This window comes from Salinicola halophyticus, assembly GCF_003206695.1.
Classification (GTDB): domain Bacteria; phylum Pseudomonadota; class Gammaproteobacteria; order Pseudomonadales; family Halomonadaceae; genus Salinicola; species Salinicola halophyticus.
In genome coordinates this window covers 681,207-694,615 of record NZ_PZJN01000006.1, presented here as the reverse complement: position 1 = coordinate 694,615, position 13,409 = coordinate 681,207, and the positions used below count along the sequence as shown (strand labels likewise).

The following is a 13,409-nucleotide window of genomic DNA, read 5'->3' as shown; positions in this document are numbered from 1 at the left end:
TAATGATTTTCAAGGAATATTCTCAGCATGCCCAAGATCCAGCGGGTCGAGGTTCAAGATATTCGCTTCCCGACCTCCCGCGAGCTGGACGGCTCGGACGCGATGAACGCCGCCCCGGACTATTCGGCCACCTACGTCATCCTGCATACCGACGCCGGCGATGACGTCACCGGCCATGGCCTGACCTTCACCATCGGTCGCGGCAACGAGATCTGTGTGGCGGCCGTCGAGTCGCTGGCTTCTCGCTTGGAAGGGCGCTCGCTATCGGATATCACCGCCAATATGGGCGCCTACTGGCGCGAACTGACCAGCGGCGATAGCCAACTGCGCTGGCTGGGGCCGGAAAAAGGCGTCATTCACCTGGCCAGTGCCGCGATGATCAATGCCGTCTGGGATCTATGGGCCAAGTGCGAAGGCAAGCCGGTCTGGAAGCTGCTGGCCGACATGAGCCCCGAGGAACTGGTGCGCTGTCTCGACTTCCGTTTCGTCACCGATGCGTTGACGCCGGAGGAAGCGATCGGCCTGCTCAAGGGTCGTGAAGCGGGCAAGGCCGAGCGCGAAGCCGCCATGCGCGAGCACGGCTATCCCGCCTATACCACATCCGCCGGCTGGCTGGGCTACTCCGAAGAGAAGATGCGCGTGCTCTGCCGCGAGGCCATCGCCGAGGGCTGGGAGCACTTCAAGCAGAAAGTCGGTGGCGATATCGAGGAGGACCGCCGACGAGCGCGCATTCTGCGCGAGGAGATCGGCGAGGAGCGCTTGCTGATGATGGACGCCAACCAGATGTGGGATGTCGACGAGGCGATCGTCAACATGCGCCGATTGGCCGAGTTTCGCCCCCACTGGATCGAGGAGCCGACCAGCCCCGACGACATCCTGGGGCACGCCGAGATTCGTCATCGCCTGGCCCCGATTGGCGTGGCCACTGGCGAGCACTGCCATAACCGGGTGATGTTCAAGCAGCTGTTTCAGGCCGATGCGATCGACTTCTGCCAGCTCGATGCCGCCCGTCTGGGCGGGCTCAACGAAGTGATCGTAGTGCTACTGCTGGCCGCCAAGTATGACATTCCGGTTTGCCCGCACGGCGGCGGCGTCGGCCTGTGCGAATACACCCAGCATATCTCGATGTTCGACTACATCGCGGTGTCCGGCTCGCTGGAAGGCCGGCTGCTCGAGTACGTCGACCATCTGCATGAGCACTTCGTCGATCCGGTACAGATGCGCCGCGGACACTATCTCGTTCCGCAGGCCCCGGGCTACGGCGTCACCATGAAGCCGGAATCGCTGAGCGCACACCAGTTTCCCGGCGGTAGTGCCTGGCAATAGCGGTTCAGGCACTGCTGGCACGGGCACCTGAAGATCGACCCTTGGTGCCGCTCACGCCGCCACCCCGAGCATTGGGGCGCCGCCGACAAACGGCAGCGCCCTTTCGCAGGCCATACAGGCTTTTCACGCCATTCACGCTCTGGAGTTGAAGATGACAACAATCACACCTTCCCATCGCAGTACGCGCCCCCGCGCTCGTTCCTCGCTGACAACGCTGATGGCAGCCGCGGTGCTGAGCTTGACCAGCCTGTCGGCGGTGGCTGCCACCGAGATGCCTCCGTTCCCGGACGTCACCGGTGATGTCGTCAAAGGCGATGGCAACGACTACAACATCAAGTTCAACATCGGTTTGACGCAGTCCAGTGCCCAGTATCGTGGTCTGGAGTATTTCAAGAAGATCGTCGAGCAGCGCAGCGACAACCATATCAAGGTCCAGACATTCCACAGTGCCCAGCTTGGCGACGATCTCCAGTCGGTCAGCGCACTGCAGGCCGGTACGCTGGACATGACGGCGCCTTCCACTTCACCCATGGTCAGCATGTTCCCGCAGTTCGCGGTGTTCGATCTGCCGTTCCTGTTCCCGACGCCCGAGATCGCCGACAAGGTGCTCGATGGCGATATCGGCCAGCAGATGCTCAAGGACGCTTCGACCAAAGGGCTGGTGGCTATCGGCTGGTCAGAAAACGGTTATCGCCAGCTGACCAACAGCGAACATGCCGTGACCTCACCCGCCGATCTCGATGGCCTGAAAGTCCGCACCATGCAGAATCCGATCCATCTGGATATCTGGCGTACGCTCGGGGCCAACCCGACACCGATGTCGTTCGCCGAGCTGTTCACCGCGCTGGAGCAGGGCGTAGTCGACGGCCAGGAAAACCCGTGGATCACCATCGAGTCTTCCAAGTTCAACGAAGTGCAGCCGTACGCCACCGAGACGAACCACGTCTACACGCCATTCATTACGCTGGTCTCCGAGCGCACCTGGAAGCGGCTACCGGAGAGTTATCAGCAGCTGCTGCGTGATGCCGCCAAGCAGATGGGCGACTACGAGCGCCACGTCAGCCGCGTCATGAACGATCAGATCAAGCAGGAACTGAAGGATGACGGCATGAAGATCACCGAGCTGACGCCGGAACAGGTCGCTGTCTTCCAGAAGGATCTGGCCCCGGTCTACGACGACTGGCGTGAAAAGATCGGCGGCGACTTGATCGACCGCATCCGCGCCGAGTCGAAGGTCGACTCGAAGTAAGTGTCGCTTCGCCGCCGGCGCATGGGCGCTGGCGGCGAACCTTGTGTGATGACGGAGGTCATGATGAGTGCCGACTCCCCTGCTACCCGGGGTCTCCTGGGCTGGCTGCGTCAAACGCTGGAAATCGCTGCCGGGCTTCTCGTGCTGGGCGTCGTCTTTTGCGTCACGGCCAACGTCTTTGGCCGTTTCGTTCTCAACTATTCCTATACCTGGGCCGAAGAGCTGTCCCGGGTACTGTTCATCTGGCTGGTGCTGCTGGGCGCCGGTGTCGGCAGTCTCGGCAACGAACACGTGGCAGTCACCTTCTTCCGCGACAAGGCCCCTGCCGGGCTGCGCAAGGCGGCCGTGCTGCTGAGCATCGCCATCATCTACATCGTCTGCATCTGCATCCTGCTCGGGTTCAATGAAGTCATCTCGGGCTACACCAGCGCCACCCCGATGCTGGGCATTCCGCAGACTTTCCTCTATAGCGCCATGCCGGTAATGGCGATTCTGACCATGATCGCCAACACCATTGCCCTGGTTGGCCTGTTTCGGAGCAAGACGCCATGATCCTGTGGAGCATTCTGATAGGGCTGGCGGTCTGTATCGTCATTGGCATGCCGATCTCGTTCGGTCTGGCGGCCATCAGCCTGTTTATCTTCTTCGAATCCGGCTACTCGCTGTCGCCGATCGTCTCTCAGGCGGTCAACGGTCTGGATTCCTTCCCGCTGCTGGCGATCCCGCTGTTCATTCTGGTCGGCGAGGTGATGAGTGCCGGAGGTATCGCCACACGGCTGGTACGTCTCGCCAGCGCCCTGGTCGGATTCGTCGCCGGCGGTCTGGGCCAGGTCGCGGTGTTGACCTCGATGTTCTTCGGCGGCATCAGCGGCTCCGCCGTGGCCGATGCCTCGGCCGTGGGCAGCATGATGATCGAACCGATGAAGCAGCACCGTTATAGCGCGCCGCTGGCAACCGCCATCGTGGTCGCCGCCTCGGTGGTCGGCATCATCATCCCGCCGTCGATCCCGATGATTCTGTTCGGCGTGGTGACCAATACCTCGATCTCGCAGCTGTTCATGGCGGGTATCGTGCCTGGCATCCTGATCACGCTGGGCCTGGCGATCACCACCTATGTACAGTCGCGCAAGAACGGCCGCGGCCAGCCGTTTTCCGTGCCGGAACTGTTTGCCGCACTGAAGGAATCGCTGCTGGCCCTGCTGCTGCCGGTGATCATCGTCGGCGGCATTCTGTCGGGCGTGTTCACACCGACCGAAAGCGCGGCGATCGCGCTGGTCTACGCCTTCGCGGTGTCGTTCTTCATCTACCGTAGCCTGACGCTGAAACGCTTCTTCGAACTCTGCATCGCTACCGGCAAACTCACCGGCGTCGTGATGCTGCTGCTGGCTTTTGCGAGCGTGCTGGCCTGGCTGCTGACGGCCAACATGATTCCGCAACAGCTAGTGGTGAGCCTGTCGACCATCACTGAGAACCGGCTGCTGCTGTTGCTGATACTGACCGCATTTCTGCTGGTCGTGGGTTTCTTCATGGACCTGACCCCGGCGATGGTAATTCTGGCCCCGCTGATGACCCCGGTCGTGGTCAAACTGGGCATCGATCCGGTCTATTTCGGTGTGCTGATGTCGTTCGTGCTGGGGATCGGGCTGATCACGCCCCCCGTCGGGACGGTACTTTATGTCGGCTGCGGCGTGGGCAAGGTCGGTATGGAGAGCCTGGTCAAGAGCCTGCTGCCTTTCTATTTCACGCTGATCGCGCTGCTGGCGCTGTTCCTGCTCTTCCCGCAGATCGTGCTGTGGTATCGCTGAGACGAGGTGTTTCGATGATGCTGAAGGGTTTCGACAATCTCCCCTGCGCCGGCGCCCGTTGTGATGACACCTCTTGTGGCGAGATCTCTCGCGATGGTGCGCGTGACGAGTACGCCTGCCGCGATCACGTCTCGAGAGGTGGCTCATGACCACGCACAACGCGGTGCTCGACGATCTGGCAGCTTTGCTGGGCAAGGGCGGGCTGCTGACCCATGGCGACGACATGGAGCGCTACCGTATCGACTGGCCGGGTTACCGCGGCGCCGAGCCGCTTGCAGTAGCCCGCCCCACAACGACCCGCCAGGTGGCCGACGTGGTGGGATATTGTCATCGCCATGACATTCCGCTGGTCCCCCAGGGCGGTCACAGCGGTCTGGTGGGCGGGGCGCTACCCGACGCGGACTATCCGGAACTGGTCGTCAGTCTCGAGCGAATGGCGTCGGTGCGCCAGGTCGATCCCATCAACTTCTCCATGAGCGTCGACGGCGGCTGCGTGCTGCAGTCGATCAAGGACGCCGCCGAAGCGGCCGACTGCGATTTCCCGCTGTCGCTTGGTGCCCAGGGAAGCTGTCAGATCGGCGGCAATGTCTCGACCAACGCCGGCGGCCTCAACGTATTGCGCTACGGCATGATGCGACAGCTGGTGCTGGGGCTCGAGGTGGTGCTGCCGGACGGGCGCATCTACAACGGCATGAAGGCACTGCACAAGAACAATGCCGGCTACGATCTGAAGCAGTTGTTCATCGGCGCGGAAGGGACGCTTGGCATAGTCACGGGCGCCGTGCTCAAGCTCTTTCCCCGCCCCCAGGTCAGCCGTACCGCCCTGCTCGCCTGCCCGGACATCGATGCCGTGCTCGGTCTCTACGCCCTGGCACGACGCAGTTGCTGTGATCTGCTGACCGCCTTCGAACTGGTGCCGCGAACCTGTCTTGAGCTCGCCATGGAAGCGTCACCCGACCTGCGCGATCCGCTCGAGGCGCCCTCCCCGGTCTACGTACTGATGGAGGCGGCCGCCAGCGGACCGGTCGATCTCGAGGCGATGATCGAGAATCTGTTCGAGCGCGGATTCGAGGCTGGCGTGCTGACCGATGGCGTGCTTGCCAGCAGCGATACTCAGGCTCGCAACCTGTGGCACATTCGCGAAGCGATGCTCGAAGGCCAGCGCAATCGCGGCGAACATCTGCGCACGGATGTCTCGCTACCCATCTCGTCGCTGACCGCTTTCCATCAACGCGCCTCCGACGAGATCCAGGCGCTGTGCCCGCAGGCAACGATCATCGCCTACGGCCATATCGGCGATGGCAACCTGCATTTCAATATCCTGCCACCGCCCGGGCTCGAGGCCGAAGCGCGTGCGGCACTGCTGCACGAACTGGAAGAACGCCTATTCGAAATCGTCGACGACTTCGATGGCAGCATCAGTGCCGAGCATGGCATCGGGCGCTTCAAGCAGACCGCCTTCCTGGAGACGTTGCCGGAGCCCGAATACGAGATCATGCGAGGTCTCAAGCGTCTGCTCGATCCACGATACTTGATGTCACCCGGCCGAATTCTGCCCCGCCCGATCGAATGAGCGGCCAGACTTCGAACGCGGCACCACCTCGCTCAGGAACCACCCATGACTGATTCGCACGCCTCCCTCTCGGAACAGACGTCTCGCACTGTGGGGGTCCTCGGGACCGGCATCATGGGTGCACCCATGGCCAGTCGCCTGGCCGCGGCCGGGCATCGCGTCCGAGCCTGGAACCGCACGCCAGACAAGCTGATTCCTCTGCAACAAGCCGGTGTCGAAGCGGTCAGCTCGGCCATGGCCGCTGCACGCGGCGCCGATGTCGTCATCGTCATGCTGAGCGCCGGGCCGGTATGCGACGAGATTCTACTGGGCGACGACGGCGTCATCGCCGCGATGTCGCCGGATAGCATTCTGGTCGTGATGAGCTCGATTCCGGTGGATACCGCCCGCCATCAGGCGACCATCGCCGCCCGACATGGAATCGGCTATCTGGATGCGCCGGTTTCCGGGGGCGAACGCGGCGCCATCGACGGCACCCTGGCGATCATGGCCGGCGGCGATGCCGCGGTGTTCGACAGCTGCCAGACGCTGTTGCAGAACTTCGGCCGCCCCACTCACGTGGGCCCTGCCGGAAGCGGCCAGCTTGCCAAACTCGCCAATCAGATGATCGTGGCCAATACGATTGCCACTGTGGCGGAAGCACTACTCCTGGCGGAACGCGGCGGTGCCGATCCCGCCCAGGTGAGAATGGCCCTGATGGGCGGCTTCGCCGATTCGACGATTCTCAAGATGCACGGTCAGCGCATGCTCGAGGGAGACTTCGCCCCCGGCGGCGCCGCCAAATGGCAGTACAAGGATACCCAGACCGCCATCGCGGAAATGAATCGACTGGGACTGGATCTACCGGTCAGTCGTCAGGCCGATGCATTGTTCGGCGACATGCTGAGCCATGGCGACGGCGAGCTGGATCACAGCGGATTGATTCGGGAACTTCGCCGGCGCAACGGCATGCCGGTGGATTGACCGAGTTCAGCGCTGGCCGAGCCAACGCAGGTATCTTGGTGTCCGTAATTCACCGGCATGTCGGAAATTGGCCAGTCGCTCCTGAACCAGCGATTCCGAAGCCTGAAGGTGTCGATGCAGCGCCGAGCTGGCGAGCGTGGAACGACGCGCCCGCATGGCCTCGAAGACTTCCCGGTGCGCCGCGAAGAAGGGATCGCCCGGCGGCAGCTCGATCTCCCCATCCAGCAAGTGCTTGCTGATCAGCAGGATCGGCCGCGTGCGCTGGAGCATGATCAGAATTTCGGCATTGCCGCCACTCTCCAGCGCTTCGTGATGGAGATCGTTTTCCAGCGCATCGAGCTGGCTTGCCTGCACGGCGGGATAGCGGGCCTGAGCCTGATCGAGTCGATCGAGATACCGGACGATCTCCTTGTCGGCTATGCGCTCACAGGCATGTGCGATCATGAACGGCTCCAACTGTCGCCGAGCCTCGTAGAGCTGATGGAGCCGATCATCGTCCAGCGGCACCACGTTCCAGCTGCTGTACTTGATCTTCTCGACCACGCCCAGAGACTGCAGCTGCAGCAGGATTCGATACGTCGTGGCACGACTGACATCCAGCGACTTGGCCAGTTGCAGTTCGTTGAGCTCGAAGCGGCCTTTCATCGAACACAGTACGACATCGTGCTCGACCTTCTCGGCCAACGCGCGCCAGGACTCGGTGCGTTTGACGGAAGCCTGTCCGCCGGCAGCTCGGAAGTCTGCAGCGGTCAACGAACGTCGCACGATCGCGCGAGGTTCACGTCCCACCAGGAACCCCCGCCCTTCGAAACGACTGATCGCGCCCTCATCGTGCAGACGCCCCAGCGTCTGGCGAACCGGCGAACGACTCATGCCGAAAATATCGGCGATATTGCCCTCGAGCAGAACCAGACCCGGCTCCAGATGCCCGCTGGCCATGCTGCGCAACAGCGCGTCGTACAATTGATCCTTGAGCGTCTTCGCCATCAACCTCATTCCCGCCGAATGTAGGGGACAAATCGGGACGTGCCACGATTCAGCGATAACGAGTATTGCATACAAAGATCGTCACTGGCTGCCAGACATAGGGACTATCCGTGACATACAGGGGCTGTCCGTCATCACTGTCCGTCATCACTGTCCGACAGTGACTATCCCACAGGCAGACCTCGGACCTGCTCCAGGTAGCGCCGGGGCTTTTCCGAGTCGACCCAGAGAACGCGGACAGATCGAACCGCCAGACAAAAGAAAACGCCGCCCACAAAGGTGGACGGCGTTTGAACGTCAGCGAGGCGGGCCCCGCTGGCCGGTCTGGCTCGCGAATCAGGCCTGCGAACGACGGACCGGTGCATCGCCGTCGGTACGACGACGCGGTGCGCGCTCGGGTGAGCCCTGATCTTCCGCGATCTCCAGCGAGCGGCCGCCAACGCGGGCTCGGGCCATCTTGGTCAGAATCGAGGCCGGCAGTCCGCTCGGCAGTTCGACCACGGAGAAGGCGTTACGGATATCGATACGCCCGATACGGCCGCCTTCGATTCCCCCTTCGTTGGCCAGAGCGCCGACCAGCTGGCCCGGCTTGACGCCATCCTTGTGGCCAACCGACACGCGATAGCGAGTCATGCCTTCGCGAGGCGCGCTGTCACGCTGACGCGGGCCGCCACGCTCACGATTGCCGCCTTCGCGACCGCCATCCCGGCCATTCTCGCGACGGGCCGGGGCGTTGGTGATGCGACCGATCGGAGCTTCTCCACCACGCGCCAATGTCGCCAGCGCTGCGGCCAGATCGATCGGATCGTGACCTTCCTCGACCAGCTTCTCGATCAGCCCACGCTGATGGGCCGACCCGGCATCGAGCATTTCACGCAGGCGCGCACTGAAACGATCGTCGCGATGGGCACGAATCGCCGCATCGTCGGGCAGCGGCATTTCGGTCATCGACTGACCGGTCGCCTGCTCGACCCAACGCACTTTGCGCGATTCACGGCCACCGGCGAAGGTAATGGCGATACCGTCGCGGCCCGCACGGCCGGTACGACCGATACGGTGGATGTAGGCCTCGGAATCCTGCGGCAGGTCGTAGTTGATGACGTGCGTGATTCGCGGCACATCGAGACCACGAGCCGCCACGTCAGTGGCGACCAGTACGTCGACCTTGCTACGCTTGAGACGCGTCACGGTGCGTTCACGCAGGCTCTGATCGAGATCGCCCGACAGGCCGGCAGCGTTGACGCCACGAGCGGTAAGCTGCTCGACCAGCGTGGTGCAGGCGGCACGGGTACGCACGAAAACGATGGCCGCGTCGACCGCTTCGACTTCCAGGATACGCGCCAGCGCTTCCAGTTTGCTGGGGCCTTCGACACGCACCACACGCTGCTTGATGTTCTCGCCGGTACTGATCTTGGAATCGATCGTGACCTTGACCGGATCCACCAGATAACGATTGACGATGCGCTCGATTTCGCTCGGCAGCGTGGCCGAGAAGAACACGCGCTGGGCATTCTTCGGGGTGTCCGCGACGACGCGCTTGACGTCATCGATGAAGCCCATGCGCAGCATCTCGTCGGCTTCGTCGAGAACCAGCGCCGACAGACCGTCGAGCTTGAGACTTTTACGATCCAAGTGATCGATGACACGACCCGGCGTACCCACGACAACCTGGGCGCCACGCTTCAGCGCCGAAAGCTGCTCGCGATAGTCCTGGCCGCCGCACAACGTCGCGACTTCCAGGCCTTTCAGATTCTGGCCGTACTTGGTGAACGACACGGCGACTTGCTGCGCCAGTTCACGGGTCGGTGCCAGCACCAATACTTGCGGTTCACGCCGGCCGAGATCGAGTCGGCTCAGCAGGGGCAGCGCGAACGCTGCAGTCTTGCCGGTACCGGTCTGCGCCTGGCCCAGCATGTCACGTCCTTCCAGGAGCGCAGGAATCGTCTGCGTCTGGATCGGTGACGGGATTTCATAGCCCAGGGTTTCGAGGGCAGTCAGTACTTCCGGCAACAGAGCCAGATCGCCAAAGCTAGGCGAAGCAGTAACAGTCGAGGTCATTTCACACCTTGGAGTGGCCGGTAGGCACCGGCGAAAATGTCATGGCATCGGTGGCGTGATCACCACTGAATGCCGGTCGCACCAGGCATTGCGCTTATCGTCTCGCGAGTCACGAAGCGATAGCGTATGTGGCGACCTTGATGCGCCCGGTTGAACTCATTATCAACCGATCTAGGCGCTCCATCATTGCATCCGGACGCGAAAAACGGCTATGCCGTGCGTCATGTACGAGATACGTCCGGTGCTGGGCATCGATTCACAGGTCGATGGCGTCGATTACAGACATATCGGCAGGATGGTGGGGTCAACACATGCGAGGAAGTGCCACTATACCATTGGTGTAGGCGTTTCACCACCGGAACGTAAAAATCCGACAGATGAAGCGATCGATCGAAGGCCGTAGACTGGCTTCAACGCTGTTTGTTCCAGTGCCTTATTCCAGTAACTTATTCCAGCACCTTGAATTCTAGCACATTGAATTCCAGCACCTTGAGCCCTCTTGCCATGCCGACACCCAAACCCACGCTGTGGATCGATGCCGACGCCTGCCCCCGGGTAGCCCGCGACATCATCATTCGTGCCGCCGAGCGCACTCATACCCAAACCTGGATGGTGGCCAACCACGCGCTACGACTACCGCCGTCGGCCTGGGTCAAGTCTCGCACGGTGGCGCAGGGTTTCGATGCGGCGGATAACGCGATCGTCGAAGCCGCGACTGCCGGCGATCTGGTGATCACCAGCGACCTGCCATTGGCGCAGGAGGTGATCGAACGCGGCGCCGAAGTCATGACCACTCGGGGAGAGCGCCTGACCCTCGACAATATCAAGTCACGCGTGCAGATGCGCGATTTCATGGAGACGTTGCGCGCCAGCGGCGAGCACACCCAAGGCCCCAACGCCTACACCGACGGGGATCGCCGCGAATTCGCCAATGCCCTGGATCGATGGCTGCAGCGTCACGCCCGTTCCTGAGAACGGGCTTCGAGACGCCCACCTTTTATCGATGGGTTCCGCGGATCCCCTGCCCCGGCAACCGTTCACGATCATGGGGCTCGTCCAGTGCCAATGCCGGGCCCACCGGAACGATACGAGTCGGGTTGATCGTCGGGTGGCTATAGTAGTAGTGGCGTTTGATGTGATCGAAATCCACCGTCTCCCGAATGCCCGGCCACTGATACAGCTCGCGTAGATAATTCGACAGATTGGGATAGTCGGCGATGCGCTGGCGATTGCATTTGAAATGCCCGTGATAGACCGGGTCGAAACGCACCAACGTCGTGAACAGACGTATATCGGCTTCCGTGAGCCATTGCCCTGCCAGATAACGCTGCGTCTCGAGGCGCGCCTCCAGACGATCGAGGCAAGCGAACAGCGCGGCAAAGTGTTTCTCGTAGACCGACTGCTCGGTCGCGAACCCGGTCTTGTAGACGCCGTTGTTGACGTTGTCGTAGACGTCCGTATTGATCTCGTCGATGACCTCACGCAAATTGACGGGGTAGAAGTCCCAGCGATTGCCGGTCAGCTCGTCGAAGGCCGAATTCAGCATGCGCACGATGTCGGCGGACTCGTTGGTGACGATACACCGTCGTTGCCGATCCCATAGTGCCGGGACCGTCACCCGCCCGGAGTAGTGAGGATCGGTCAGCGTATAGAGCTGGTGATGGAAATCGACATGATTGATGTCATCGCCACTCGATCCTTCATCGATACGGTAGGACCAACCCTGGTCGAGCATCAACGGGCTGGTATGAGAGACACCGATCAGCGCTTCCAATCCTTTCAATTTGCGCATGATCAGCGCGCGGTGCGCCCAGGGGCAGGCCAACGATACATAGAGATGATAGCGCCCGGCCTCTGCTGCGAGCCCGGCCTGGCCTTCCGGACCCGGCTCGCCCGAAGGCGTGACCCAGTCCCGCAGCCTGGCGGATTCCCGAACGAACTCTCCACCGTGACTCTTGGTGTCGTACCACTGATCCCGCCATTCACCCTCGACAAGCAGTCCCATGATGCCTCCTGTCCACTCGATGTCTTTAGATTGACAGGATAGGCCCCCGCGACCCAAGGTCGAGCGCAATAACTCGACTCATTCGTTCGGCGGCATCGATGAATGCAGGTTCGGGGAAACGGCATCGCGTGGACAGTTCGCTGTCACGCTGGCCTTCAGTGTCCGAGCCAGGGCCAGCGTCGCGGGACCCGCGCCATCGACGTCGCGATGGAATATCTGCAGTGCCACTCGTCGCACCCCGCCCGCGCGCAGCGGCAATGCTTTGACGCGTCCCTCGTCCAGCGCCGAACGAATGCGCGTTTCCGGCACCCAGGCGAAACCCAGGCCCCGTTCCAGCATATCGATCGATGTCGATAGATGACCCAGGGTCCAGCGCTGTTCCGCCTTCAACCAGCCAGCGTCGAGTCGCTGATGGATGGCTGAATCGCGCACGACCAGTTGACGATGGCGTTCCAGATCGCGCAGATCGAGTTCACGCTGCAATTGATGTAGTGGATGCTGCGGGTGAGCCACCGCGATAAAAGGCACCTCGACGATCGGCTCGCCCAGGAACCCCTGCGCGACGACCCCCGATATGATCAGGTCGGCCCGACTCTCGTACAACATTTCGACAGCGCCGTTGAGCACGGTTTCGTACAGCTGGACGCGCACATGAGGAAACGCGGCCGAAAACTGCGTCAACGCATCGGCCAGAGCATCCCCCGGAAAGACCTGATCCACGGCCAGCGTGACTTCCGCTTCCAACCCGCCGGCCAGGCGCTCCGCCACGTCCTCCAACGACGCCGCATTCTCGATGAGTTGACGCGCTCGACGCAGCAAGAGGCTTCCCGCCTCGGTGAGCACGACCTGACGACCTTTCGGTTCGAAAAGTACGACCCCCAACTGCTCCTCGATCTTGTGGATGGCGTGGTTGAGCGTCGAAGGACTTCGGTGAACGACTTCGGCCGCCTTGGCAAATCCACCGCTATCCGCTACCGCAGCCAGCATTTGCCACTGCAGCAATGTCACTTTCGGCACGATTTTCTCCCTCTAGCCCTAAATTCCGGCAAGCGAAATGACCCGCGATCGCTGACGTGTCTCGTTATCGACCTGCTGCTAACAGAGCAGAAATCATGACCGCCATTATGACTTACTCAACGTCACGTTGGACGCTAAATTGGCGCTATCAAGCCACCAACCTCGAATAAAAAAACTTTTACAAAGGTTTTACGGAAATAATAATTAGCCAGGAAACAAGGTTTTTCAAAGCACCATCTTGGTGCAACAGTATGCACAGACGCATTACATCCACTTACGCCTCGCCTCTTTGGCTACGACTTTCGCCTGAAGCCATTTTTTTGCACAATGCCCGAACCATGCACTCTCCAATACTGTATATAAATACAGACTAGGCAATTAACACTAGCTTGGGGTATGGTTCTTCGGCCTTTATTTAAACTTGTC

At 61.4% G+C, this 13,409-nt stretch carries 11 protein-coding genes; 7 read left to right on the top strand and 4 right to left on the bottom strand.

The genetic code is table 11. From position 1 onward, the window contains the following. The first annotated feature begins 27 nt into the window (after nt 1–27). The 6 genes from DOM58_RS10920 to DOM58_RS10895 all read left to right on the top strand — a co-directional run bounded on the left by DOM58_RS10920 (nt 28) and on the right by DOM58_RS10895 (nt 6,916). On the top strand, nt 28–1,326 hold the full coding sequence (locus DOM58_RS10920; protein ID WP_110692842.1) for an L-fuconate dehydratase: 1,299 nt from the start codon (nt 28–30) through the stop codon (nt 1,324–1,326). A 151-nt stretch (nt 1,327–1,477) separates the two neighbouring features. Continuing rightward, entirely contained in the window at nt 1,478–2,575 is a 1,098-nt protein-coding gene (locus DOM58_RS10915; RefSeq protein ID WP_075563502.1) for a TRAP transporter substrate-binding protein, read from the top strand. Between the two features lie 63 nt (nt 2,576–2,638). Then, nucleotides 2,639–3,127 (top strand): TRAP transporter small permease, encoded by a 489-nt coding sequence (locus DOM58_RS10910; protein ID WP_075563501.1) that lies wholly within the window; start codon nt 2,639–2,641, stop codon nt 3,125–3,127. Then, on the top strand, nt 3,124–4,380 hold the full coding sequence (locus DOM58_RS10905; protein WP_110692841.1) for a TRAP transporter large permease: 1,257 nt from the start codon (nt 3,124–3,126) through the stop codon (nt 4,378–4,380). Before DOM58_RS10910 ends, DOM58_RS10905 begins: the two co-directional genes overlap by 4 nt. A gap of 145 nt (nt 4,381–4,525) precedes the next feature. Continuing rightward, a complete protein-coding gene (locus DOM58_RS10900; RefSeq protein WP_110692840.1) occupies nt 4,526–5,953 on the top strand; it encodes an FAD-binding oxidoreductase in 1,428 nt (475 codons plus the stop codon). Nucleotides 5,954–5,998: 45 nt separating this feature from the next. Further along, the gene (locus tag DOM58_RS10895) at nt 5,999–6,916 is read left to right on the top strand and encodes an NAD(P)-dependent oxidoreductase (RefSeq protein WP_110692839.1); all 918 of its coding nucleotides are present in this window, start codon (nt 5,999–6,001) and stop codon (nt 6,914–6,916) included. Nucleotides 6,917–6,922: 6 nt separating this feature from the next. Here the strand turns inward: DOM58_RS10895 and DOM58_RS10890 are convergent, their stop codons facing one another. Then, the gene (locus DOM58_RS10890) at nt 6,923–7,903 is read right to left on the bottom strand and encodes a GntR family transcriptional regulator (RefSeq protein WP_110692838.1); all 981 of its coding nucleotides are present in this window, start codon (nt 7,901–7,903) and stop codon (nt 6,923–6,925) included. A 336-nt stretch (nt 7,904–8,239) separates the two neighbouring features. Beyond that, on the bottom strand, nt 8,240–9,961 hold the full coding sequence (locus tag DOM58_RS10885; protein ID WP_075563497.1) for a DEAD/DEAH box helicase: 1,722 nt from the start codon (nt 9,959–9,961) through the stop codon (nt 8,240–8,242). A 504-nt stretch (nt 9,962–10,465) separates the two neighbouring features. Between DOM58_RS10885 and DOM58_RS10880 the strand changes: the two genes are divergently transcribed. Continuing rightward, nucleotides 10,466–10,933 (top strand): YaiI/YqxD family protein, encoded by a 468-nt coding sequence (locus DOM58_RS10880; RefSeq protein ID WP_110692837.1) that lies wholly within the window; start codon nt 10,466–10,468, stop codon nt 10,931–10,933. 25 nt (nt 10,934–10,958) lie between these two features. On the opposite strand, the gene DOM58_RS10875 is transcribed toward DOM58_RS10880, so the two are convergent. Continuing rightward, nucleotides 10,959–11,966 carry a glutathione S-transferase family protein gene (locus DOM58_RS10875; protein ID WP_110692836.1) on the bottom strand — a complete coding sequence of 336 codons (1,008 nt, stop codon included), beginning with the start codon at nt 11,964–11,966 and terminating at the stop codon, nt 10,959–10,961. A gap of 78 nt (nt 11,967–12,044) precedes the next feature. Beyond that, nucleotides 12,045–12,983: a LysR family transcriptional regulator gene (locus DOM58_RS10870; RefSeq protein ID WP_110692835.1), complete on the bottom strand. Its 939-nt coding sequence runs from the start codon at nt 12,981–12,983 to the stop codon at nt 12,045–12,047. Nucleotides 12,984–13,409: the final 426 nt, after the last annotated feature.